This window comes from Paenibacillus sp. GXUN7292, from assembly GCF_050864975.1.
Taxonomy (GTDB): domain Bacteria; phylum Bacillota; class Bacilli; order Paenibacillales; family Paenibacillaceae; genus Pristimantibacillus.
The window spans coordinates 1-24651 of record NZ_JBOZWO010000047.1; the positions used below are offsets into that span (position 1 = coordinate 1).

The 24651-nt window shown below is 44.1% G+C and carries 20 protein-coding genes and 1 tRNA gene; 5 read left to right on the plus strand and 16 right to left on the minus strand.

All coding sequences use genetic code 11. The features are described from left to right. Positions 1-97: 97 nt before the first annotated feature. The 6 genes from eno to ACRRU2_RS25025 all read right to left on the minus strand — a co-directional run bounded on the left by eno (position 98) and on the right by ACRRU2_RS25025 (position 7232). Entirely contained in the window at positions 98-1390 is a 1293-nt protein-coding gene (gene eno, locus ACRRU2_RS25000; protein ID WP_331701967.1) for a phosphopyruvate hydratase, read from the minus strand. 38 nt (positions 1391-1428) lie between these two features. Then, positions 1429-2964, minus strand: coding sequence for a 2,3-bisphosphoglycerate-independent phosphoglycerate mutase (gene gpmI / locus ACRRU2_RS25005; protein ID WP_331701968.1), 1536 nt, complete (start codon positions 2962-2964; stop codon positions 1429-1431). A gap of 1 nt (position 2965) precedes the next feature. Continuing rightward, on the minus strand, positions 2966-3724 hold the full coding sequence (gene tpiA, locus ACRRU2_RS25010) for a triose-phosphate isomerase (protein WP_331701969.1): 759 nt from the start codon (positions 3722-3724) through the stop codon (positions 2966-2968). A gap of 30 nt (positions 3725-3754) precedes the next feature. Next, entirely contained in the window at positions 3755-4939 is a 1185-nt protein-coding gene (locus ACRRU2_RS25015) for a phosphoglycerate kinase (RefSeq protein ID WP_331701970.1), read from the minus strand. 156 nt (positions 4940-5095) lie between these two features. Next, positions 5096-6100, minus strand: coding sequence for a type I glyceraldehyde-3-phosphate dehydrogenase (gap, locus tag ACRRU2_RS25020; RefSeq protein WP_331701971.1), 1005 nt, complete (start codon positions 6098-6100; stop codon positions 5096-5098). Between the two features lie 94 nt (positions 6101-6194). Then, positions 6195-7232: a sugar-binding transcriptional regulator gene (locus tag ACRRU2_RS25025; protein WP_331701972.1), complete on the minus strand. Its 1038-nt coding sequence runs from the start codon at positions 7230-7232 to the stop codon at positions 6195-6197. A 257-nt stretch (positions 7233-7489) separates the two neighbouring features. On the opposite strand from ACRRU2_RS25025, the gene ACRRU2_RS25030 reads away from it, so the two are divergent. After that, positions 7490-7564 (plus strand) — tRNA-Arg (locus ACRRU2_RS25030). A gap of 89 nt (positions 7565-7653) precedes the next feature. On the opposite strand, the gene ACRRU2_RS25035 is transcribed toward ACRRU2_RS25030, so the two are convergent. The 5 genes from ACRRU2_RS25035 to ACRRU2_RS25055 all read right to left on the minus strand — a co-directional run bounded on the left by ACRRU2_RS25035 (position 7654) and on the right by ACRRU2_RS25055 (position 14485). Further along, complete coding sequence (locus ACRRU2_RS25035; protein WP_432505864.1) at positions 7654-9900, minus strand: right-handed parallel beta-helix repeat-containing protein; 2247 nt, start codon at positions 9898-9900, stop codon at positions 7654-7656. A gap of 40 nt (positions 9901-9940) precedes the next feature. Next, positions 9941-10807 carry a metallophosphoesterase family protein gene (locus ACRRU2_RS25040; RefSeq protein ID WP_432505866.1) on the minus strand — a complete coding sequence of 289 codons (867 nt, stop codon included), beginning with the start codon at positions 10805-10807 and terminating at the stop codon, positions 9941-9943. Positions 10808-10961: 154 nt separating this feature from the next. Continuing rightward, positions 10962-12635: an extracellular solute-binding protein gene (locus ACRRU2_RS25045; RefSeq protein ID WP_331701975.1), complete on the minus strand. Its 1674-nt coding sequence runs from the start codon at positions 12633-12635 to the stop codon at positions 10962-10964. Positions 12636-12671: 36 nt separating this feature from the next. After that, positions 12672-13556 (minus strand): carbohydrate ABC transporter permease, encoded by an 885-nt coding sequence (locus ACRRU2_RS25050; protein ID WP_331701976.1) that lies wholly within the window; start codon positions 13554-13556, stop codon positions 12672-12674. Positions 13557-13570: 14 nt separating this feature from the next. Beyond that, positions 13571-14485: an ABC transporter permease gene (locus tag ACRRU2_RS25055; RefSeq protein ID WP_432505869.1), complete on the minus strand. Its 915-nt coding sequence runs from the start codon at positions 14483-14485 to the stop codon at positions 13571-13573. A 220-nt stretch (positions 14486-14705) separates the two neighbouring features. Here ACRRU2_RS25055 and ACRRU2_RS25060 point away from each other — a divergent pair, with 220 nt between their 5' ends. The 4 genes from ACRRU2_RS25060 to ACRRU2_RS25075 all read left to right on the plus strand — a co-directional run bounded on the left by ACRRU2_RS25060 (position 14706) and on the right by ACRRU2_RS25075 (position 20290). After that, entirely contained in the window at positions 14706-16946 is a 2241-nt protein-coding gene (locus tag ACRRU2_RS25060) for a helix-turn-helix domain-containing protein (RefSeq protein WP_432505871.1), read from the plus strand. Positions 16947-17184: 238 nt separating this feature from the next. Beyond that, positions 17185-17766, plus strand: coding sequence for an ATP-dependent Clp endopeptidase proteolytic subunit ClpP (gene clpP, locus ACRRU2_RS25065; RefSeq protein ID WP_331701979.1), 582 nt, complete (start codon positions 17185-17187; stop codon positions 17764-17766). Positions 17767-18576: 810 nt separating this feature from the next. Further along, the gene (locus ACRRU2_RS25070; RefSeq protein ID WP_331701980.1) at positions 18577-19389 is read left to right on the plus strand and encodes a formate/nitrite transporter family protein; all 813 of its coding nucleotides are present in this window, start codon (positions 18577-18579) and stop codon (positions 19387-19389) included. Next, the gene (locus tag ACRRU2_RS25075; protein ID WP_432505873.1) at positions 19376-20290 is read left to right on the plus strand and encodes an L-lactate dehydrogenase; all 915 of its coding nucleotides are present in this window, start codon (positions 19376-19378) and stop codon (positions 20288-20290) included. Before ACRRU2_RS25070 ends, ACRRU2_RS25075 begins: the two co-directional genes overlap by 14 nt. A gap of 162 nt (positions 20291-20452) precedes the next feature. Here ACRRU2_RS25075 and ACRRU2_RS25080 read toward each other — a convergent pair whose 3' ends face one another. From ACRRU2_RS25080 to ACRRU2_RS25100, 5 genes are all read right to left on the minus strand, one after another. Continuing rightward, on the minus strand, positions 20453-20722 hold the full coding sequence (locus tag ACRRU2_RS25080; RefSeq protein WP_028609180.1) for an HPr family phosphocarrier protein: 270 nt from the start codon (positions 20720-20722) through the stop codon (positions 20453-20455). A gap of 102 nt (positions 20723-20824) precedes the next feature. After that, on the minus strand, positions 20825-21754 hold the full coding sequence (gene whiA / locus ACRRU2_RS25085) for a DNA-binding protein WhiA (RefSeq protein WP_331701982.1): 930 nt from the start codon (positions 21752-21754) through the stop codon (positions 20825-20827). Between the two features lie 6 nt (positions 21755-21760). Continuing rightward, positions 21761-22726, minus strand: a complete 966-nt coding sequence (locus ACRRU2_RS25090; protein ID WP_331701983.1) for a gluconeogenesis factor YvcK family protein — start codon at positions 22724-22726, stop codon at positions 21761-21763. Between the two features lie 33 nt (positions 22727-22759). Continuing rightward, the gene (rapZ, locus tag ACRRU2_RS25095; protein ID WP_331701984.1) at positions 22760-23647 is read right to left on the minus strand and encodes an RNase adapter RapZ; all 888 of its coding nucleotides are present in this window, start codon (positions 23645-23647) and stop codon (positions 22760-22762) included. Between the two features lie 12 nt (positions 23648-23659). Next, a complete protein-coding gene (locus ACRRU2_RS25100; RefSeq protein ID WP_331701985.1) occupies positions 23660-24610 on the minus strand; it encodes an ROK family glucokinase in 951 nt (316 codons plus the stop codon). Positions 24611-24651 lie beyond the last annotated feature (41 nt).

Below are 24651 nucleotides of genomic sequence, written 5' to 3' on the forward strand. Positions count from 1 at the left end.
AATTTAACTGATGCATAATTTCCTAAACAAAAATAAAAAAGGATGCTCCGCAAACAGAGCATCCTCCTTTCACTTCGCGATCAGCTCGCTTCAGTAATTAGTTGAAATCTTTCATATTGTAAAATGCTGCTTTGCCGCCATATTGAGCAGTAGCGCCCAATTTGTCTTCGATGCGAAGCAATTGGTTGTACTTCGCAACGCGGTCTGTACGGGAAGGAGCACCTGTTTTGATTTGTCCAGCATTTGTAGCAACTGCGATATCAGCAATTGTGCTGTCCTCGCTCTCGCCAGAACGGTGAGAAATAACAGCCGTGTAGCCCGCACGTTTAGCCATTTCGATTGCATCGAATGTTTCAGTAAGTGTACCGATTTGGTTCACTTTAACAAGGATGGAGTTACCCACGCCTTGCTTGATGCCGTCAGCTAGACGCTCAGTGTTTGTAACGAATAGGTCATCGCCAACTAGCTGTACTTTGCTGCCAAGCTTGTCAGTTAGAAGCTTCCAGCCTTCCCAATCGTCTTCTGAACAGCCGTCTTCGATCGAGATGATTGGGTATTTGTCTACCCATGAAGCTAGCAAGTCAACGAACTCAGCAGATGTGAAGGATTTGCCTTCGCCTGCAAGCACGTATTTGCCATCTTTGTAGAACTCAGTGGAAGCAACGTCCATACCTAGGAATACGTCAACACCCGGCTTGTAGCCTGCGCGCTCAATCGCAGAGATGATAGTAGTAATCGCTTCTTCGTTTGAACCAAGGTTAGGAGCAAAGCCGCCCTCGTCGCCAACAGCAGTGTTAAGGCCTTTGTCATGTAGAACAGCCTTAAGGTTGTGGAAAATTTCAGCGCCGACACGAAGAGCTTCTTTGAAGCTTTCTGCTCCAACAGGCAATACCATAAATTCTTGAACGTCGATATTGTTGTCAGCATGCTCTCCGCCGTTGATGATGTTCATCATTGGAACAGGAAGAGTTTTTGCGTTGAAGCCGCCAAGGTAATTGTACAATGGAACGTCCAAAGCGTCAGCAGCAGCGCGAGCAACTGCCATAGATACTGCAAGAATAGCGTTAGCGCCAAGCTTTGCTTTGTTTGGCGTGCCGTCAAGCTCGATCATAGTACGGTCAATTGTTACTTGATCAAGAGCGTCAAGGCCGATAATTTCAGGAGCGATAATGTTGTTCACATTATCTACCGCTTTTTGAACGCCTTTGCCAAGGTAACGGGATTTATCGCCATCACGAAGCTCAACAGCCTCGTATGCGCCAGTGGAAGCGCCGGATGGAACGATTGCACGGCCTTTTGCGCCGGACTCAAGAGATACTTCTACTTCTACAGTTGGATTACCGCGGGAATCCAAAACTTCTAATGCGTATACGTCAACAATCATAGACATGTGGAAAACTCTCCTCTGCTCATTTTTTAGTATGTTTCTTACTTGATCAAAGTTGAACCAGTCATTTCCTCTGGTTGTTTCAGACCTAATAGCTCCAGCATCGTTGGAGCAATATCGGCCAAAATTCCATCTTCACGCAGCTCCAAGCCTGATTTAGTTACAATTAACGGTACCGGATTAGTTGTGTGCGCAGTATGCGGACGGCCATTCTCATCGAATACCATATCCGCGTTGCCATGGTCAGCAGTAATAATACATACGCCGCCTTTAGCCAGCACCGCTTCAACAACCTTGCCCATACACTCATCTGTAACCTCTACCGCTTTAATCGTTGGCTCAAGCATACCCGAGTGGCCTACCATATCCGGATTCGCAAAGTTCAGAATGATAGCATCATGCTTATCTGCCTCAATTTCCTTAACCGTAGATTCTGCCAGCTCATACGCGCTCATCTCCGGCTGAAGGTCATAAGTGGCAACCTTGGGCGAATTAATAAGTACACGTGTTTCTCCCGGAAGCTCGACATCGCGGCCGCCGCTGAAGAAAAAGGTAACATGCGGATACTTTTCAGTCTCTGCCGTACGCAGCTGAGTCATGCCATTTTGTGCAATAACCTCACCTAACGTATTATCCAGATTTTTCGGCGCATATGCGACATATCCGCCAATCGTTTCACTGAACTTGGTCAAGCAGACAAAATAAAGATCTGTCGGACGTCGGTCACCGCGGTCAAAGCCGCGGAAATCTTCATTCGTGAATACTTGCGATAATTGAATAGCACGGTCAGGTCGGAAGTTGAAAAATACTACAGCGTCGTTGGACTCGACAAGACCAACCGGCTGTCCATCCTCGCCAACGATTACAGTTGGCAATACAAATTCATCATAAACAGAATTGCTGTAGGATTCAACTACCGCTTGCACAGGGTCTTTGCTTGTTGGACCATCTCCGTATACCATTGCACGATAGGACTTCTCAACACGCTCCCAGCGCTTGTCTCGATCCATCGCGTAATAACGGCCTTGAACGGTTGCGATCTTGCCAATGCCGACCTCTGCGATTTTAGCTTGCAGCTGCTCGATATACCCTTTTGCGCTGTCAGGAGACACATCGCGTCCGTCCAGGAAAGCATGAATATATACTTCTTCAAGCTCTTCCTTTTTGGCTAGCTCCAGCAAAGCAAACAAGTGAGCAATATGGCTATGCACGCCTCCATCAGACAGCAAGCCGTAGAAATGCAGCTTTGTTCCCTTTTCTTTTACATGGCGCACTGCGCCAAGCAAAGTCTCGTTTTCAAAAAATTCGCCGTCGCGAATCGATTTGCTTATACGAGTCAGGTCTTGGTAGACGATGCGTCCTGCACCGATATTCAAGTGGCCGACCTCCGAATTGCCCATCTGACCCTCAGGCAGTCCGACCGCTTCGCCGCAAGCGGTCAGCGTTGTATTCGGATACTGGCTCATATAACGGTCATAGTTAGGCTTTTTCGCTTGTGCAACAGCGTTGCCAGTAACATCATTCCGAAGACCAAAGCCGTCCATAATAATTAATGCTACAGGTTTACGAGCGCTCATCTTACTTAGCCCCCTCGACTAATGCAATATAGGATGCAGGCTCAAGGCTAGCTCCTCCTACCAGTGCACCGTCAATATCGGCTTGGCCCATATATTCTGCTACATTGTTCGGCTTTACACTTCCGCCGTATTGAATACGAACAGCATCTGCAGTCGCTTGATCATATAGACCAGCTACTACGCCGCGAATGTAGCCGATCACATCCTGCGCATCCTCAGAAGTAGAAGATTTGCCTGTACCGATCGCCCAAATTGGCTCGTAAGCAATAACGGTCTTAGCTGCTTGCTCAGCAGACAAGCCTTTTAGCGCCGCTTCCGTCTGAACCTTGCAAACTTCTTTTGTTTGGCCAGCTTCGCGCTCTTCAAGCTTCTCGCCTACACAAACGATAGGCACTAAATCATGTTTGAAAGCTGCTTGCATTTTTTTATTTACAATTTCGTCCGTCTCAGCGAAGTAAGCACGACGCTCAGAATGGCCGATAATCACATACTTAACGCCAAGATCTTTCAGCATTACACCGCTGATTTCACCAGTAAAGGCACCGTTGTCTTCAAAGTGGACGTTTTGCGCGCCAATCGCAATGGAAGTGCCAGCAGCAGCTTCAACAAGTGCCGGCAATACAGTATATGGCGCGCAGATTACGCTCTCTACGCCAGCAACCTCTGCCTTGCCCTTTACTTCTGCGAAAAATGCTTTCGCCTCGGACACTGTTTTGAACATTTTCCAGTTACCTGCAATAATAGGTGTTCTAGTGCTCATGTTAATGCCTCCTTATAGCTATACTTTCTCTTACTTATCGTTAAGAGCGACTACCCCTGGCAATTGCTTGCCTTCCATAAATTCGAGGGAAGCACCGCCACCTGTAGAAATGAAATCCATTTTATCGGCAAGACCGAATTTCTCAGCCGCTGCAGCAGAATCGCCGCCGCCAATAACTGTGTAGCCAGAAGTTTCAGCGCAAGCGCGGGCAACAGCCTGTGTACCATGCGAGAATGGCTCAATCTCAAATACACCCATTGGACCGTTCCAAACAACAAGCTTGGAGTTTTTAATGATGTCCGCATAGAGCTCGCGTGTTTTAGGTCCGATATCGATGCCTTCCCAATCTGCAGGAATGCTGTCTACATCAACAATCTTCGTATTCGCATCTGCGCTAAAATCGTCTGTTACAACGATATCTACAGGAATAACAAAGTTTTTGCCTAGCTTCTTAGCCTTCTCAATAAATTCAAGCGCCAAATCTAGCTTGCTGTTGTCTAGAAGCGATTTGCCGATTTCATGGCCTTGCGCTTTGAAGAAGGTATAGGATAAGCCGCCACCGATAATAACATTGTCGGCGATTTCAAGCATTTTGTCGATAACTGCTATTTTATCTTTAACTTTAGAGCCGCCTACAATCGCTGTGAATGGACGCTCAGGATTGTTTAGTGCTTTACCTAATACTTCAAGCTCTCTCTCCATTAGAAGGCCTGATACTGCTGGCAAGTGATGAGCGATACCTTCAGTCGACGCGTGTGCACGGTGCGCAGCACCAAACGCATCATTAACAAACAGGTCTGCCAAGCTTGCAAAAGCTTTCGCCAATTCTGGATCATTTTTCTCTTCGCCTTCATAGAAGCGAACATTCTCAAGCAGCAATACATCGCTGTTGTTAAGACCAGCTACAAGCTTTTCCACTTCTTCGCCGATTGCTTCATTCGCCTTTTTAACAGGACGCGCAAGCAGTTCGGACAAGCGATGAGCAGAAGCTGTATGACGAAGCTCTTCTACTACTTGGCCATTAGGACGGCCCAGATGACTGGCTAGAATAATTTTCGCGCCTTTTTCGATCAAATAATTAATAGTTGGAAGCGTCTCGCGAATACGCTTGTCGTCTGTAATTTGTCCGTTCTCCAAAGGCACGTTGAAGTCAACGCGAACAAACACTTTTTTGCCTGCTAAATCTGCAATGTCACGAATACTTTTTTTGTTCAATGGAAAGCCCTCCCCGATCTTTGATTAGCCATTCTTTTTTTAGAAAAAAGGACGCCCTTCCATAATAGGAAGGAACGCCCCCAAGGTTTGCCGCGAAGGCGCAAACCGCAAACTAAAGCCCCGCAAGCGGAGCTTTAGTTCTGTAGCTTTCTTTCCTTATAGACCTTTGCTTGCGATATAAGCAGCTAGATCTACTACGCGGTTCGAGTAACCCCACTCGTTGTCATACCAAGAAACTACTTTAACCATGTTGCCTTCAACTACCATTGTGGACAATGCATCAATTGTAGAGGAAGCTGGATCTCCGTTATAGTCACTGGAAACTAGCGGCAATTCATTGTAGTTCAAAATGCCTTTTAGAGCGCCTTCTGAAGCATCTTTGAATGCAGCGTTAACTTCTTCAACCGTTACATTTACTTTCAATTCAGCAACTAGATCCGTTACAGAAACGTTAGGTGTAGGCACACGCATTGCCATACCGTTCAATTTGCCTTTAAGCTCAGGCAATACTAGAGAAACAGCTTTCGCAGCGCCAGTGGACGAAGGAATGATATTCTCAGCAGCAGCGCGAGCGCGGCGAAGGTCTTTATGTGGAACGTCAAGCACGGATTGGTCGTTCGTGTAGGAGTGAACAGTTGTCATCATACCTTTAACGATTCCGAATTTATCGTTCAATACTTTTGCGAAAGGAGCTAGACAGTTTGTAGTACAAGAAGCATTGGAAATAATTGTGTGAGCAGCTGGATCGTATTTGTCTTCGTTAACGCCGATAACCACTGTAATGTCTTCGTTAGTAGCAGGAGCAGAGATAATTACTTTTTTAGCTCCGCCTTGCAAGTGAAGCTCAGCTTTTTCCTTAGCTGTGAAAATACCAGTAGACTCAACTACGATTTCAACGCCTACAGATGACCATGGAAGATCAGCAGGGTTGCGCTCTGCAAATACTTTAATTTCTTTGCCGTTAACAACTAGCGCGCCTTCTTTTGCTTCAACAGTAGCATCTAGCTTGCCATGAGTTGTATCGAATTTAAGAAGATGTGCAAGCGTCTTTGTGTCAGTCAAATCGTTAACTGCAACAATTTCAACCTCTGGGTTGTTTAGAGCAGCACGGAATACGTTACGGCCGATACGTCCAAAACCATTAATACCTACTTTAACCATCTAAAATTCCTCCTAAGCTTGTACTTGATTTTAATATATTTCAAAACGCCGCAAAATCTTAAAAAAATTCGCAAGCGTCATGATAACAAATACCCTATTGTTTATCTTGCTGAATCAATTGAACAATTTCGAGTGCAGCAGCCTCATCAGTAACAAGGACATCATCATGACCAAATCGCATAATAGCTGCAATCGCCTCACTCTTGCTTTTGCCTCCAGCAACAGCAATCACTACTTCAGTGTTTACAATATCTTCTAGCCTTAGCCCTACTGTTTGCGTTTTGTGCACAACAGATCCAGTCCGGTCAAAATAATAGCCAAAGGCTTCAGCCAAAGCTTCTTCCGCTGCCATCGCAGCTATAATGGAGGCATCCACCCTGCGGCGGCGTGCCATAACTATAGCATCGCCTATCCCGTGTATGACAATACGGGCGCTGCGAATAACGGATACGATTTCCTGGATATTGGGCTCTTGCATAATAGAAGCAAAGGCTTCCTCCCCCAAATGGTCAGGAACGTGCAATAGCCTGTAATGGCCACCAGTTCGCTTGGCCATCGTCGATGCGAGTGTATTAGCCTGATAATCGAGGCTTTCTCCAAGGCCGCCTCTAGCCGGAACAAACCAATTGCTCTTTAGCGGTGAAGACGTTGTAAGCTGATTAGCTACCTGCGCCATCGTCGTACCGCCTGTAACGGCGATAACATCGTTAGGACGAAGCGACTGCCGCAAAACCTGACAGGCCGCCCGGCCAAGCTCTCGCTTAGTCTGCATAGAGGTTTCGGAGTTACCTGCCACTACAATAACTTGAGACAAGCCGAAATGCGTTCGTATCTCGTCCTCAAGCTCTGACAAGCCGAATAACGTTTTGTATAATGGTTCTAATTGTTCCAGCAACAGCTTTCCAGCATCGCTTATTCGCATGCCGCCAGCATCAATCTCCAGCAAGCCTTGCTCCTTAAGCCGATCCGTCTCTGCACGAAGCACACGCTCCGTCATAGAAAGTGTTGCAGCCAGCGCTCTGCGACCAATATGATCAGATAGCATCACCTGATGCAAAATCAAGTAACGCTTCCTCATAACATCTAGAAGTTCCGGCACAAGCTGCTGCTGCAGTTCAACGATCTGTCGCATTTCTCATCCTTCACTCCATCGATTCAGCCGGCATCCTAATTTAGATTCGACCATTAACATTATTGGAACCTGGACATTTATTGTCCCGCACCTTCAAAATAAGTCCCACTTACATTTTAACGAAAGAATATGTTTCCCGCAATAGCCGAAGTCAAATGTAAACGATTTCGACAGCATTTTTTTGCAATTTATATTTTTGCCTATCGCTTGATTAAAATGCAGGATTATCATATAATCATTTTTGCTACTGTTTTTATGCGCCCGTGGTCCAATGGATATGACGTAGGCCTCCGGAGCCTGAGATCTAGGTTCGATTCCTAGCGGGCGCGCCACTTATAATTGAACAAAGTCCAGCCTGCATCCCATAAGATGTTAGCTGGACTTTTTTAAAATTTTTCTAATGTAAATTAAACGAGAAACATTAATCTTGTAACGCAGTAACTTGATTACTATCGTTCTGAACAGCACCCAAATTGTAACCGTATTTGATATTCGATGTTGTTCCTTTGAACCAAATTCCTCTGCGGAAAGCTCCCGAGAGGATATTGTCCCTCACTATGCCCATCTTAGTCATGCCTGCAATAACGAGTGCATCAATGGCAGAGGTCGCTCCTCCAGTCAAAAAGTTTCCTGAAATTGACAAACCTTCCGTATCCGTAATCTCCATAACGTTTGCTGACATTCGGGAAGTTTGATTCCCTGTAACTCTAGCGTTGTGGCAAGTTTTAATTGAAAGAGCTTTGGTTGTATCGCTGATTTGGTTATCATCCACAATTAACCCCTGCAAGATTTCACAATCAATCCCATTCCCTCGTCCCTTTGTTATAACACTTCCCCTAATCTGAACATTATTACCGTTTTCTGCATGCACACTTTGCATTTGAGCCTCAGTAATCTGATTATTAAGGATCAGGCAATGACTGTTATTTTTAAGAATTACACCATTCTCGGTAGGCTTAAAAATCTGGTTGCCCTGTATAGTTACGTTTGTACAATCAGCTATATCTACCGCATCCTTCTTCATATAATTAATTGTATTATCGCTGATGGTAACCCGCTTTACATTTTTAATAATAATTCCGGAGTCTTCTGAAACGCTAAAAGTATTTCCGCTAATTTGCACATCCTCAGATGTAACATCTGTAGAGAAGATGCCAATCATAAACCGCCGGTTCGATGCAAAATAGTCAGGATAAACAGCCACCCCATTGATGAACTGGTTGTTTACGATAGTTAATCTGCGAAATGGTCCTGCCGCCCCGAATACCGCATGATTAGATCCATTAACGGCGTAAATCCCGCCGCCGCATTCATAAAAAAAGTTTTCGGCAATCAAAGTGTTAAGCCACTTATACGGACGTATAGCATAATAACGCATACCTTCAAAGGTGTTATTTCGAATCGTAATATTCTGATGCCACTTGCCTTCTTTATGAGTGTGACCGCCAATTCCAGCTGTCCATGCTTTGAACTCCACCGTAGTATTTATTCCTTGTTTGTTGAACGTATAAGTATTTCCCTTGCCAAAGTAACAATTTTGGATGGTGATATTTTTACAATGTGTATCATCATAAGGCAAAGCCCCTTGAATGCCGCTCGTTGAAGCATGATCAATTTGGATCGCCTCGACATACCAGCGATTATTCGCTATTTCCCGATAGCCATAAAATTTGCAACCGTCGATGACAACATTTCGGGACGAATTAATTTCAATGGCATGAGCATCGATGACATCATAAAATTCACAATTACGAAATGTCCAATCCGAAGCATGAGCGAACTGCAGCACATTTCCATCCTCATAACATAAGACAGACGGTTGAAGCCCAACAAACTCAAAGCGGGCATTTTCGAAAACAATATGGCCATTTCCGCTATAGCCCCCATTAGGCTGTCCATTATATTCATAGTTGTACAGCATCGTATTTCCATGATTTCGCCAGAACACTGCTCCTTGTTCGCAAATTACCGAAGTATCTCCATATACAACAAGCGCTTGTGACCAGACGTAGTCGCCTTGCGGAACATGAACAGTTACAGGAATCTGATTATCTTTTGACAGCCGAAAAACATTTCTGAATGCTTCGGTATCGTCCGTTTGTTTATCCCCTTTTGCTCCCCACCATTGCGGATATACCCCTTGACCATAGAAATCGCCTGTTACTCTCCCGGCACCGCCAAATATATGCCCAAGCCCTGCATTTACCTGGGAAAAAACATGCACAGTCACTCCTGCATCTGGAACCAGTATAGCCCCGTAGTCAAAAAACAAACGAACTCTTTTGGGAAACGTCAATGGGCTGCCGATTCGATAGGTACCAGCAGGAAAATAAAAGGTAGCTTCCGCTTGTTGGGCTGTGGATTGAATTAATAGATCAAGAGCAGCGGCATCATCGGCCAACCCGTCGGCAGCCGCATTATGCTCCTTCACATTGAACCAATCGGCCAAAACGCATAAACCAGCATTATAGTTGCCCTCTCCTTCTAACAGATCCCCATCCTCACCCTCTTGCTCAGCATAGGCTTTTATTCCCGCTGGAATCTGACTGGTAATTGCAGCACCCGCCATTACACCGATCGAAGCGATAAAACGTCTTCTACTAATACCACTAGCTGCAGATGCTTCTGCCTCCTTATTTAATAGCCGATCGCGCTTAGATTCTTCCACGGATATCCCTCCATTTTTATCGGAAACTCTACTTGTGATATCAGTCTCGCGCTATAAGGAACCCTCTGTCTTGCTTTCTCCCCTGCACATAGGAACGGTTTTCTATATACTCCGGATTAAATCCGTTTAAGCCTGACAAGTCTAACGAGTGGGTTGTCATTCTAGCTTCAACATCTGTAATCTCGAATAATTTATATTCAAATGGAGTTTCAATCAAAGAACTAGCCGATACATACGCTGCCTCTTCCGTTAAGCGAAGCGTATTGAGGTGATTATGTCCGGACAAGACGATTTTCAAATTCGCATACTTCCTGGTTAGATCTTCAATGGATTGGCGAAAGGACTCCGGCGCATCGTGAATGATCCGATCCAACCCGCTTTGCTTCTGGCTCATCCCAAAGACAGGACTATGTGTTACCAAAACATGCATCTTAGTAGGATTAGCCTGAACCACCTGTTCTAAGCGATTCAGTTGCTTTTCTGAGAACAACGGTTGTTGCTTCTGTCCCCAAAAATACTCTAACCCGCTCTCCCAATGGTTTGGCACAACATGAACGACACAGGAATCGCTCACAATTTCATAATGCGGCGAACCGCCAATAAACCACTTAGGCGTATGAGCCAACCATAGCTCTAGAGCATCTGGACGATCCAAGTCATGATTTCCCAAACATAAATAGAAAGGTACCGGAAGCTTTAGCAAGCTATAAACATGACGGATCAAATCCGCACGGCAGCTATCAACAAGATCGCCTCCATGGATAATAAAATCAGCAGAATGCCGATCTACTTCTTTTTGAATGGCCTGGATAATATCGGCCATTCGCTCGGGATAGGCCGGCTGCTGATGAAAACCAATTGGATTAGCACCAAAATGAGTATCTGTTATATAAAGAAATCTCAGCATAGAGGCCTCCTTGTCCTGAGATTCACAAATCTAGCGAGGATAAACGGCTTCGCGGTCCTTTGGACAGGCGCGTTTACCGTTGAAATATAAGAACAAGTATAAAGTAGTAACTTATACTTTCTTATATTTAAGAAAGGGGGGAATCCCCCCTTCATTAGTTACTTTTGTATCGTTCGTAGGCTGCTTTTTCAATCTCCATATATTTATCAAGTCCCATTTTCTTAACCGTATCCGTATATTTATCCCACTCGTCAAACGACATGTCGCCAGCAATCAGCTTAGCCTCTGTTTCGAGAATGAAAGTTTGGATATCCGCACCGACCGACGTCATGAATTCGGACTCCTCCTCCGTATAGGTAAACCTATTCCATATTTCTGTAGGCTTATAATCCGCTACCTTTTTCCCCGCTTCTATAGAACTAGATTGCATTGGGAAGTATTCCTCCTGGACGATTGCAGGGTAGCTCCCCCCGTTCCAGGTGAAGTATTTGGTTCTTGCCTGGGTCATCGTAAGACCGTTCGGATTGTTGGTAATATCCTCCACATACTCCAAGGATCCATCCGGCTTTTTCGTATACGTGACCCCCTCTATGCCCATAAAATAAAACAGAGCCCCTTCATTGCCGTAAAAATAATCCATCCATCTGACCGTCGCTTCCGGATATTTGTTCTTATTGGTTATGGCCATGGAACCAGGTTGAACTAAAGGCACTCCCACATGGGAGTATAGTTGATCGCCATGGGGCCCTTTAAGCGCCCCTAAACCGACGTAATGATCCAAGTTAAAGGCGGTACCCGCATTGTTCGTAATGGCTGAACCAAGGTTTCCTTCGGCTCCTTTGGCTCGGAATGCGGCGTCCTTAATCGTGAAGATTTCCGGATCGATCAGTTCTTCGGCATACAGCTTATGAATAAATTCCAGAACCTCTTTATATTTCGGATCGAGACGATAAAAGCGCAGTTGATCCTTGTCCGGGTCCATATCGATATACAAGTGTCCGAGCCCTCGGTTCCCTAGGCCCCATGACCCCTGAAACTGATACTTTATTACATTGACACTCGATCCACTGTACGGAATTTCATCCGCCTGACCATTCCCGTTCAGATCGGTCGTCTTAACCGCCTGCAGATATTTGTAAAAGTCCTCGATCGTTTGCGGCTCTTGCATATTCAATTGATCCAGCCACTTCTTATTAATCCATAGCGGCGTCCCGATCAAGACAGGCAAAAAGTCGGGAGAGTAGAAAGTTGGGAATGAATAGATATTACCGTCTGGCATCGTCAACCCTTTTCTTAAATCCGGGTACTGATCCAACAGCTTTTTAAAATTGGGGGCATATTGGTCAATAAGATCGTTTAATGGAATAAGCACTTTTTGCTGTGAGCCATATTTCATCAGATCGTTAGCACTGAGCCTGGCCGTATAGAACACATCCGGGTAATCCCCGCTGGCCAGTGCCAAATTGCGTTTTTCCGTCAAGCTCTCAAAAGGAACCAATTGAAAATTAACCTGAATGTTGGACTTTTTCGCATATTCTTGCCACACTAAGGTTTCCTCGAATTTATTGCTGTTGGTAGCATCCTTGCCTGTAAAAAAAGTAAGTGAAATAGGTTCCTTCACAATTGGGAATCCGCTTGGATTGAGATTACTGTCTGCTGCTGTTTCTTTTTCTTTTTCTTCGCCGTTAACCTTTTCCTTGCCTCCATCAACAATAGTTCCCGCTCCAGATGGAGATGGTGGTTTTGCCTCTTTGGCGCAGCCAGACAACACGATACTTAAAACCATCATAACCGATAACAACATTAAACCCCATTTGTTAGTATTCATATAAAAAGAACTCCTCCCAATTTCTCAATGTGAACATCAGCCTTTAAGCGCCCCAATCATTACTCCCTTTACAAAATACTTTTGCAAGAAAGGGTATAACATGAGCATAGGCAAATTTGCAACAACGACAACCGCATATTTCAAGGCTTCTATTTGTAACAAATAATTCGCGAGAGAATCATCGGTAGACGAAGTCATTTCATCCATTTGCTCTTGTATCAAGATTTCTCTTAAAAACAGCTGTAATGGATATTTACTTCGATCCGATAAATAGATAAGTGCGTTAAAAAATGCATTCCAGTGTCCCACTGCGTAAAACAAAGTCATAACCGCAATAATCGGCATAGATAAGGGCAGTACAATTCGAAAGAGCGTTTGAATATTCGAGCAACCATCAATGAAGGCTGACTCCTGAATTTCCAATGGAATACTAGTCTGAAAAAATGTTCTCATAATGACAATATTCCATACCGATACAGCTCCCGGAATAACCAATGCCCAAAGCGTATTCAACATGTGCAAATCCCGGATCAACAAATAGAGAGGGATCATTCCACCGCTAAAGAACATTGTAAAAACAATGCAAATTGTAATAAAGTTGCGCCCATGAAAATCCTTTCGTGAAAGAGGATAAGCTGCCATCGTTGTAAGAGCAAGATTCACAAGCGTACCAACGGCTGTGTACATGATTGTGTTTAAGTAACCGCTTATAATGTCCTGGTTCTCAAACACTCTTTTGTATGCATCAATTGTAAACCCCTTAGGCAACAACCAAATTTCACCCCGTAAAATGGCCATAGGATCACTGAATGAAGCGTTTAAAACATAGAGCAACGGATAAATAACAATAAGCAATATCAAGCCCAGGGCTGCATAAATCACTCCTTCAAAAACACGTTCTCCCCGGCTCTTATATACCATTCACATAAGCCTCCTTACCACAAACTAGTGTCATTAACCTTGCGCGCTATGGAATTGACCACAATCAGCATAAGGAAATTTATTACTGCATTGAACAAGCCTACGGCTGCAGAATAGCTGTATTGAGCCCCGATAATCCCCGCTTGATAGACATGGGTTGCAATCACAGCTGAAGCTTCCGCATTCAGCGAGTTCTGCATGAGAAACACTTTCTCGAACCCGACACTTAGAATTCTACCAACATTTAGAATAAGCAATATAATGATTGTTGGCGCGATAACAGGGAGATTAATACTCCATACTCTACGAAGACGACCTGCTCCATCTACTTTAGCCGCATCATGAAGCTGGGGGTCAACACCCGACAATGCTGCTAAATAAATAATTGAGCTCCAGCCCATTTGCTGCCATACTCCTGAGATGACATAAACACTTTTGAACCATCCCGGTGAAGTCATGAACTTTATTGGCTCGAAGCCAAACCATTGCAGCAGCTGATTAACGAGCCCGCTTTGTGGGGACAGAAATAAAAACAGCATTCCCACAATAACAACAGTGGATAAAAAATGTGGGGCGTAAGTAACCGTCTGAACTACTCTTTTAAATAATCTGGAGCGTACTTCATTAATCATTAACGCTATCAAAATAGGGACGGGGAAACCAACAACAAGCTCGTACAAGCCGATCCCCAAAGTATTCTTGATCAACCTCCAGAAATAATAGCTTTCATAAAAACGCACAAAGTGCTTCCAACCGACCCATGGACTACCGCCAATTCCTTTGGTCGCAATAAAATCCTTGAAGGCTATTTGGACACCATACATCGGATAATATTCGAAAATAATAAAATAAACGAGTACTGGAAAAATCAGCAAATATAAATCAAGATTTCTGCGAACCTTTCTTTTCAATAAATTTTTCAACTCCAATCTTCACCCCCTTCTACTGGCTTCAGGGCGATTATATATCGAGCAGAAACTTAAGCCTATTTACCTTTCACTCATTTATTAACACTTTTATCAGTTAGTCAAAAAAATGATAACTATAGAGAAAAAAGGCAACCTATTTTTATCGTTTCACTTGAAAGACTGCTGTTGCTTTCAATTTCACATGATACAATAGAAAAAAACTTTCGAGGGTGTTGTTCAATTGTCCACTCGCATTAAGACTAGAAATTCTTTGTTCATCCAAATATTTGCCGGATTTCTCGCTGTCATCATATTGCTGTCTTCACTCCACTGGATTTCATTTTCTATATTAAAAAATGATACCAAGGGTGAATTGATCAAATACAACCGTCTGCTGCTGCAGAATACGGTCAAGGAATACGAGAGGGTGTTTACATCCGTAAAAAGCAATCTTTACAGTCTTTATTACGACCCTAAAGTGGCAGCTGCCAATGTCAAGCTAGCCTTGCAAAGGATGGATCGAATTGACTATATGAAAGAAGGGCAAATCATTAACGAAATCGAAAATCATGTTTCTGATCGCGCATTGTATTTGGACAATATACTTATTTATTTCAATCAATCTTCCATTGTTTTGGATAAAGGGGGCAGGTCCAATGCGGAGACGTTATTTTTGAGCGATTATAAAAGCTCCATCTATTCTTATAGCTTTTGGCAGGGGCAATTTGTTGAAGGCTATACCTATCGATTGCATCCCAGTAGCGAATTTTTAATTATTCCTGGATCTATTAGAAGTCTTTTGCCTATTTCCATTAAGGAAACACCCAAATATCAAATTATCGCGTTACTCGATACAGATCGAATGCTGCAAGCATTTCACAACTTGCCTGATGTCGAATTTATGATAATGGATAAAAATAAACAACCTCTCTTTCAAACAACAAGTGATTTTCCCGAGTCCGTGCTAAATAAATTTGAAGGAGCGGATGGAGAAGTAGAGCAAGGCCAATATTACTATTTCTCACAAAAAGGAAATGAAAGCGCATTATCATACATCGTTAAGATGCCTACATCAATCGTATCTGCACAAATGAAGAAATTTAACCTCAACTTACTGTTGGCTCTTGGTCTGTCTATTGGAGCCGGGATTGTCTGCTCCCATTTTTTCAGTAGAAGGCTTTACCGTCCAGTTAAGCAAATCATCACAGCAGTCCAGCACTCAAAGCTGAAGGGACTCGGAAGTACAATTAGCGAATTTAATTTGATCCATGACAAAATTCATTCCCTGATTAAAGAAAGAAACGATATTCAAACCGAGCTGATCAATAAAAAGTCGCTGCTGACTAATTACGGATATATGAATAAATTGAAAATGATCCGATCGGACTTAAGCGATTTGCAGGATTTCATTCTAGCCAACCGAAAATTTCGAATTATTCTTTTTCATTTACAATTCCGGCATGCTTCGTTAAAGGAGCTCAATATTTCTCTTGACGATGTGTCTTACTACTTAAGGGAATACATAAATTTGGTGATGAGTGACAGTTTTCCGGGTTCACATACCTTTCAAATTGAAAGCAATCAAATATTATCGATAATTTTTGACGACAAACCGATAGACACTTTACAAGAAACGATGCTTCCCTTGAAGAAAGTGTGGGACGGAGATTCACAGTATTACCTGATCTCTATAGCTATGAGCTCTATCTACGCGTCCGCCGCAGAATTCAGCAAAGCTTATAATGAAGTGCTGGAGAAAGCGGGTCAGGCCAAGCTGCTGTCGGAAACTCAATTTATTTCTGATCTCCGTCCGCTAGTTAATCATGCCTATGTATTAGAAAAAGAAAAAGAATTTGATCTTAACTTGCGCGAAGGTAATATACTCGAATCTAAAGAATCGCTGAACCAAATGCTGCGATATTTGCATCAAAAGGAAGAGAGCGCTGACAATATCAGAAAGTTCGCCAAATCCATATTGGAGAGGATATTCCAGCAAGCTGCTACGTTTGATCAAAAAGTAAACTTGGCTGAGCACCGTATAGATTTAAAGGAGACCGAGGAATGTTTCACCATCGAAGAAATAAGTCATTTGATGGAACCGCACATTGTCCGAGTCACTTCCTTAATCCGCTCTGTAAAAAATGAGCAAAACGATTTGGCGAATCGTGCGGCCGACATTATGGAGGCAAGCTATGCAAAGGATATTTCATTGGATTCGGTAGCAGAATCATTAAATATCTCAAGCAATTATTTGTCTATTTTGATGAAAGAAAAAACAGGTATTAACTTCAGCGAGCATCTAAACAATGTGCGAATTCGTAAAGCCAAGGAATTGCTCGAATCTACCAGCCTTAGTGTTCAAGATGTAGGAATACGAATTGGCTACCGCAACGTTACATCTTTTATCCGTATGTTCAAAAAAGTTACCGGCCTGACACCGGGCGATTATCGCAAACAGATTAAACTTCAGCCTTTCCGTTAAAGCAATAAGCTTAAGCTTATAATCAAGAAATATCGACACAGTCATCCTTAAAGGACATACGGTTTCTACGCGAAATATAAGAAAAAGTTTGCAGTGAAAACTTATAAAGTCTTATATATTAAAAGGTTAAAAGCGCATTTATCGAATTCCTTGACCATCTTTGACTTTTACTTTTCAATCCGTTATTATATGATTACGTTATTTAATTGTTCAACTGAATGAAGGAGGAGTTGTTAATATGAATTTTGTACCTATGGTTATCGAGCAAAGCAATCGAGGTGAGCGATCATATGATATATACTCCCGTTTGCTGAAGGATCGTATTATTTTCCTTGGCTCTGGCGTGAACGATGTAGTTGCTAACTCTATTATTGCTCAGCTGCTATTCCTCGCAGCAGAGGATTCTGAAAAGGATATTTCGCTATATATTAATAGCCCTGGCGGTTCAATAACAGCTGGTATGGCGATCTACGACACTATGCAGTTCATCAAGCCTGACGTATCGACCATTTGTGTTGGCATGGCTGCTTCAATGGGCGCATTCCTGCTTACTGCCGGAGCTAAAGGCAAGCGCTTCGCGCTGCCAAACAGCGAGGTCATGATTCACCAGCCGCTCGGCGGCGCTGAAGGACAGGCAAGCGATATTGAAATCCGTGCAAGACGCATTCTCAAAATGCGCGACAAGCTCAACAACATTTTGGCAGAGCGCAGCGGCCAGCCTCTTAGCCGCATCGAGCAGGATACAGATCGCGACTATTTCATGAGTGCTCAAGAAGCGCTGGATTACGGCCTGATTGATAAAGTTATCGAAAAGGTTTAAGCGAAGAGCTGTAACTTACATCAAGCAGCTGCAAAATAGCCCGGATCATGCTTTCCGATGGGAGCCTGATTCGGGCTATTTTTATGTGTAAGAGGTGGCGCGTACCGATCCTGTATTAATTTTCATATACAATTGTGTTTTTCGGGGCATTTTTGCGTATTCTGTATGAAAATTCATATACAATTGGCCACTTTCAGGGAGAGCACCGTTTTCAGGTAACGCCAACCGCTACTGTATGATGTTTCGGATACAATTATTTGTACAATTGTTTTCTTCGAGTCATGAGTTTTTTCAACAACCCGATGGAATACAGTTAGTTTGGAAAACAAACACATACTTTTCAACTACATAAGCTCACTGGCCAACAAGAAGATAACCCTCTCTAATGGTCTATCAAATCGGTATCAATCTACCGCAACTACCCATCAAGTCGGTATCGACCTACTCCAACTACCCATCAGTATCGATCTACTCCAACTCCCAATCAAGTCGGGTATCTATCTAATCAACTGCTACTCAAGTTTCAAATATCTATCTACTCCAACAGCCATAGGCGTGACGTATGCATGGTTCTATCCTTCAATAAAACGGTTCATTCTAAGGCATGAATGCACTGCGTGCCATCTCGTATAAAATTGTTTTACAGCACAGCATCCTCACTGATGCTTATAATTTGTGATTTTTATCACTTCTGCTTCAATATGACGATGCTATGCTTGCAATACAGATCATGACAGCTGCCAGATGCACTACAACACCGCATTACAGGCACCGTTATTGAACTGCTAATATGCTCAAGGAGGTGAGCTTATGGAAATCGTTCCATTAGAGAAAGTAGAACAGCTCGCCATCAAAAAGTGGAACGTATATAAGCACAATAAGCTTCATTACATCGCCCGTTCCATGCTTGCCAGTATGTTTATCGGTTTTGGCGTTATCGTAGCCTTCAAATCAGGCAGCTTCTTTTATAACGTCGGATCCCCTTTAACCTATCCAATGGCGGCGCTGACATTTGGAGCTGCCATTATTCTGATAACGTACGGCGGCGGCGATTTGTTTACAGGCAATACGTTTTATTACACCTACACATCGCTGCGCAAAAAAATTTCATGGCTTGAGACAATCAAATTATGGGTAATTAACTATTCAGGTAATTTACTCGGCGCACTAGTATTCGCTTTTCTCATATGGACGACGGGTTTGTTCGACTCGCCGACCGTCAACGGCTTTCTGCTGGATGTCGTAAGCAATAAAACCAATGCTTCTACTAGCGAGTTGTTCTTCCGTGGTATATTATGTAATTGGCTCGTATGTCTTGCCTTCTTTATCCCGATGGGGCTGAAGGGTGACGGACCAAAAATGTTCGCGATGATGCTGTTCGTATTTTGCTTCTTCATATCGGGCTACGAGCACAGTATCGCCAATATGTGTACGTTTGCCATCGCTTTTGTATTAAACCAGCCGGGTACAATATCGATTCAAGGTGCGCTGCATAATCTCATACCTGTCACTATCGGCAATATTATCGGCGGCGGCCTGCTGATGGGCTGGATGTACTACTATGTCAATAAACCTTATTTAAAAGAAATGGAAAAGGTGGAGGAGCAAGATGAAAAAAACTAGAATCGTTGTTATCGGGACAGGGGCTGTAGGCTCGACTACCGCATATACTTTATTGCTGCGCAATCGCATGGACGAATTGGTGCTAATTGATTCCAATGCAGGCAAAGCGGCTGGCGATGCGCTCGATATGAACCATGGCATGCCTTTTGTTGGAGGGGCTAAAGTGTGGGCCGGTACATATAAGGACTGTGCTGGTGCAGATATAATCATTATTACGGCAGGCGCCGCTCAAAGGCAGGGCGAGACGAGGATCGATCTTCTGAAACGAAATGTCAGCATATTTGACAGCATTATCGAACAAATACTGCCTTATAATCAAGATGGCATTCTGCTAATTGCTTCCAATCCGGTTGATATTATGAGCTACTTTTCATTGAAAAAATCGAACTGGCCGGCGCACCGCGTCATCGGCTCAGGCACATTGCTTGACAGCGCTCGCTTCCGCTACCTAATAGGCCAGCATTTGCATATTGATCCGCGCAGCGTTCACGCTCACATTATAGGCGAGCACGGAGATTCAGAGCTGCCGGTTTGGAGTCTGGCCAATCTGGCCGGAACAGCCATTGAGCTTAGCAATGAGGTAAAAGAAGAACTGTTCGTCCAAACAAGAGATGCAGCCTACGAAATTATCGAAGCCAAAGGAGCAACCTATTACGCGATCGCACTCGCGCTGGATCGGATTTGTACAGCTATTCTGCAGGATGAAGGTGCGGTGCTTAACGTATCTACCCTGCTGGACAACTACTATGGCGTCTCAGACGTTTATCTTGGTGTTCCATGTGTCGTAGACCGCAGCGGCATCCGCAAGGCTCTGGAAATTAAACTAACCGAGCACGAACAGCAGCTCTTCCATAAATCAGCAGACAAGCTTAAAGAAATTATTAAAAGTATAGAGATGTAGGATATAATTAAGTACAGCAGTTGACAACTAGTCAGCTGCTTTTTTTATAGCCAGGTTATTATAAATTTGAACGCAAAAAAAGGAAGCTGTCCTCGCGAGTTACAACCCTTCGCGAGACCCTTCCATCCCCTGCCTGCAGCCCTCGAAAGCTGCAGATAGTTATTATTGGTTCTCGAGCTCTTCTTTGCTTACAAGAGCGACTAAAGCGTTTACAGCCTGTTCTGCGTCCGAACCTTCTGCACTTATGGATACTTCAGTACCTGAGCTTATCGCAAGGCTCATAATACCCATAATAGATTTAGCATTCACTTTTTTATCGTCTTTTTCTACGAAAACCTCGGAGGAAAATTTATTCGCTTCTTGTACGAATAACGCTGCTGGCCTTGCATGAAGTCCCGTCTTTAGACGAACAACAACTGGAAGCCTTGTCATGGAATCATAACCCCCTCTATTTTACTATTTCACATAGCATCATCACAAAAAGTCACATATTCATTATTATAACATTTTACATGCCGTTGCACTAGGCAAAATTCAACTGCCTCTTATTTTTTCGGCAAGCTCGTCAATTTTGCGCAATCTGTGATTAACGCCGGACTTGCTCACCTTAACTTTCAGCAGCTCTCCAACCTCTGTCAAATTCAAATCGGGGTGCTGCAGCCGAATTTCTGCAACCTCTCGCAGCTTCTCCGGCAAGCTATCCAATCCAATCTCTTTTTGTAGAAGCTTAATATTGTCAATCTGCCGTACAGCCGCACCGATCGTCTTATTCAAATTAGCTGTTTCGCAATTTACGATGCGATTGACAGAATTGCGCATATCCCGCATAATGCGTACATCCTCAAATTTGAACAACGCTTGGTGCGCGCCGATAATATTAAGCAGCTCGATAATTTTCTCGCCTTCCTTGATGTAAAAGACGAAGCCTTTTTTGCGTTCGATGCATCTTGCATTCAGATTAAACGTGTTGGCCAAATCAACAAGCGAAGCGCAATGCTCTGCATACATCGACGATATTTCCAAATGATACGATGAGCCCTCCGGGTTGTTAACGGAACCTCCTGCAAGAAACGCCCCCCGCAAGTATGAACGCTTGCAGCAAGGCTTGCGCAGCATTTCTTCATCAATACCGGGATTAAATAGAAATCCTTCCGAAACGATATGCAAATCCTTCAAGATTTCTTGTACTTTGACAGGAATACGTACAATATATACATTATTTTTTTTCAATCGCATTTTTTTGCGAACAAGCAGCTCTACATGCACATCAAAATGCTTCTTCAGCAGTGTATATATTCTGCGTGCAATCGCAGCATTTTCTGTAGAGATGTCAAGAACGACTTTACGGCTGGAGACGCTGACTGATCCATTCATTCTGATTAGCGCTGAAAGCTCTGCGCGCTCGCAGCAGCTATCTGATTCAATCATGGTCAGCTCTTTTTTTGTCTGGGCCGCAAAAGACATCGTTCATCACCTCTTTCTCAACATCCAGTTTTCCACCAGCTTATAGATATGATGGCTTAGCCTCTCGGCATCATGCCTTAGGAAGGTGCGGAACAAAACTAAACGGTCTGCAATTACCTTATAGCCTCTGCGAGTAACCTCATCCATATCCAGATGGACAGCTCGTGCTCCTTTTTCAGCATACTTGCTCTCTACCTGCGGTGGAATTTCTCCATCATTTACAATAACATAATCAAACAAATGATGCCCGATATGAGCATGTATAGCGTCCAAATGATTGCTTACCGTATAATTATCGGTCTCACCCGGCTGAGTCATAACATTGCATACGAACAGCTTGACAGCCTCAGATTCGACAATTGCCTGAGCCAGGCTCGGCACAATCAAATTCGGGATAATACTCGTGTATAAGCTCCCTGGGCCTATTAAAATAGCATCCGCCTGTACGATCGCTTCTACCGCTTCCGGCAATGCTTCTACATTTTCCGGCTCTAGGAAAACACGCTTGATCGCTTGCCCGGCTTTTGGGATATTTGACTCGCCCGTTATAATCGTTCCGTCAGCCATCTCCGCCTTCAATACAATCGCGCTGGCCGCAGCCGGCAGCACCCGGCCTCTTACCGCCAAAACCCGGCTAAGCTCCCGTACGCCCGTTACGAAATCTCCCGCGATATCGGTCATGGCCGCCAGCATCAGGTTGCCCAGGCTATGTCCTGCAAGACCCGTGCCATTCTGAAAGCGATACTGTAACACTTCCGTTAGCAAAGGTTCTGTATCCGCAAGCGCCATAAGCACGTTGCGGATATCGCCTGGCGGCGGTATTTGCAGCTCATTGCGCAGAATTCCTGAGCTTCCGCCATCATCAGCAACCGTGACGACAGCCGTTATATCAAGCGGTTTCTCTTTCAGGCCGCGCAGCATAACGGATAGTCCTGTGCCTCCGCCGATGACGACAATTTTGGGACGCTCCATGATTTGCTCTCTAATGCTAATAGCCTCCCCTCATTAATGCTTATCGCGCTCGCTGTCGCGATGGCTGACACGCACACGTTCAGTATCACTGCTCCCAAGGATGCGCCCCAAGTATTCAGCGATCGCTACTGATCGATGCTTGCCGCCAGTACATCCAATACCTATCACAACCTGGCTCTTGCCTTCCTTGCGATATAAAGGAATTAGAAACTGAAGCATATCAATGAGCTTAGCTAAAAACTGCTGCGTCTCCGGCCATTTCATCACATAGTCATAGACGTCAGGATGCTGGCCCGTATTTGGTCGAAGCTGCTCAACGTAATGAGGGTTAGGCAAAAATCGTACATCAAATATTAAGTCCGCATCTATCGGCATCCCATATTTAAAGCCAAAGGAGGTGACGTTAACCGACAGGCTGCTGTGCTCCATATTTGTAAATCTGGCAATTATGCGTTCCTTTAGCTGCAAAGGCTTCAGCTTGCTCGTATCAATGACCTGAGAGGCAGAGCCCTTCAAATCCTCAAGCATGCGGCGTTCATGCTTTATACCGTCAAGCGGCATGCCGTCCTGTGCAAGCGGATGGCGGCGACGGCTTTCCTTGTAGCGCTGCACAAGCACTTCGTCGGTAGCATCAAGAAACAATATTTCGCAGCTGATTGTATTATGATCCTTTATATAAGCAAGCGATTCCGAAAGAGCGGTAAAAAACTCCCGGCCCCGTAAATCAATAACAAGTGCTACTTTACCTATTTTACCATTAGACTGCTCAATTAATTCCGCAAACTTCGGAATTAGCACAGGCGGTAAATTGTCCACACAGAAAAACCCTAAATCTTCAAGGCTTTGGACAGCAATCGTCTTGCCCGCCCCGGACATTCCTGTAATGATTACAAGCTTTGCCAAAGTTGCTGCCGTTTCCATGAATCACACCTACTATCCTCTTAAAATAAGACCTGCTGCACCAACGACCCCCGCATTGTTTCCTAGTACTGCCGGTACGATGCTTACGCCTTCCTTAGCTTGATCAAGCGCATATTTTTCGTATACCTCGCGTATTTGGTCAAACAGGAAATCCCCTGCCTTCGATACGCCGCCGCCAATAATGAAATATTGCGGATTCAGCACGATCGACATCATGGCCATCGACTTGCCCAAATAGTAAGCCGCGCGGCTGACGATGCGAGCCGCCACCTCATCTCCTGCTTTGGCAGCATCAAAAACATCCTTAGCCATAATCTCTTCCACTTGCGACAAAGATGTCCGGTCGCCGCGCTCTACAGCATCCTTAGCCATACGAATAATTCCGGTCGCTGAAGAAACGGACTCCAGGCAGCCCATCTTGCCGCAGCCGCATTGAATGGCTTCCAGATCCGGAACAATGGCGATATGTCCAAGCTCACCGGCCATTCCGTTATAGCCCTCAACAATCTTGCCGTCAATAATAATGCCGCCGCCTACACCAGTACCAAGCGTATAGCATACGCAGTGGTTTACGCCTTTGCCAGCTCCTGCCCATGCCTCGCCAAGCGCAGCCACGTTGGCGTCATTATTAATTTTAATTACTTTTTGCAGCTCCTGCTCCAAAAATTGCTTTAAATTTGTATCCACGATGTTCAGATTAGCTGAATATTTCACAATCCCGTTTGGAATGTCTAGAAAACCAGCAATCCCAACACCTACTCCATCAACTAGCTCCCAATCAAGATTAGCTTCCTGTACAACTAGTCTCGAATAATTGGCAATATTATGTAGGATAGTGTCCGTTCCTTTACTCGTTTCTGTCGGTCCTTCATAAGTATGCAGCAATTGGCCTTCTCCATCGCAAACACCTACTTTAATCGAAGTACCGCCGACATCGACTCCAACGTAAATCTTTTCAGACATTACTTATCCACCTCATTAATAAAGTTAAAGTTCTCTGTTCC

Excerpts from the sequence above, each read along its gene's own strand:
- eno (WP_331701967.1), bottom strand. The coding sequence starts at position 1,390 with ATGTCTATGATTGTTGACGTATACGCATTAGAAGTTTTGGATTCCCGC.
- gpmI (WP_331701968.1), bottom strand. The coding sequence starts at position 2,964 with ATGAGCGCTCGTAAACCTGTAGCATTAATTATTATGGACGGCTTTGGT.
- tpiA (WP_331701969.1), bottom strand. The coding sequence starts at position 3,724 with ATGAGCACTAGAACACCTATTATTGCAGGTAACTGGAAAATGTTCAAA.
- gap (WP_331701971.1), bottom strand. The coding sequence starts at position 6,100 with ATGGTTAAAGTAGGTATTAATGGTTTTGGACGTATCGGCCGTAACGTA.
- ACRRU2_RS25025 (WP_331701972.1), bottom strand. The coding sequence starts at position 7,232 with ATGCGACAGATCGTTGAACTGCAGCAGCAGCTTGTGCCGGAACTTCTA.
- ACRRU2_RS25040 (WP_432505866.1), bottom strand. The coding sequence starts at position 10,807 with ATGCTGAGATTTCTTTATATAACAGATACTCATTTTGGTGCTAATCCA.
- ACRRU2_RS25045 (WP_331701975.1), bottom strand. The coding sequence starts at position 12,635 with ATGAATACTAACAAATGGGGTTTAATGTTGTTATCGGTTATGATGGTT.
- ACRRU2_RS25050 (WP_331701976.1), bottom strand. The coding sequence starts at position 13,556 with ATGGTATATAAGAGCCGGGGAGAACGTGTTTTTGAAGGAGTGATTTAT.
- clpP (WP_331701979.1), top strand. The coding sequence starts at position 17,185 with ATGAATTTTGTACCTATGGTTATCGAGCAAAGCAATCGAGGTGAGCGA.
- ACRRU2_RS25070 (WP_331701980.1), top strand. The coding sequence starts at position 18,577 with ATGGAAATCGTTCCATTAGAGAAAGTAGAACAGCTCGCCATCAAAAAG.
- ACRRU2_RS25075 (WP_432505873.1), top strand. The coding sequence starts at position 19,376 with ATGAAAAAAACTAGAATCGTTGTTATCGGGACAGGGGCTGTAGGCTCG.
- ACRRU2_RS25080 (WP_028609180.1), bottom strand. The coding sequence starts at position 20,722 with ATGACAAGGCTTCCAGTTGTTGTTCGTCTAAAGACGGGACTTCATGCA.
- whiA (WP_331701982.1), bottom strand. The coding sequence starts at position 21,754 with ATGTCTTTTGCGGCCCAGACAAAAAAAGAGCTGACCATGATTGAATCA.
- ACRRU2_RS25090 (WP_331701983.1), bottom strand. The coding sequence starts at position 22,726 with ATGGAGCGTCCCAAAATTGTCGTCATCGGCGGAGGCACAGGACTATCC.
- rapZ (WP_331701984.1), bottom strand. The coding sequence starts at position 23,647 with ATGGAAACGGCAGCAACTTTGGCAAAGCTTGTAATCATTACAGGAATG.
- ACRRU2_RS25100 (WP_331701985.1), bottom strand. The coding sequence starts at position 24,610 with ATGTCTGAAAAGATTTACGTTGGAGTCGATGTCGGCGGTACTTCGATT.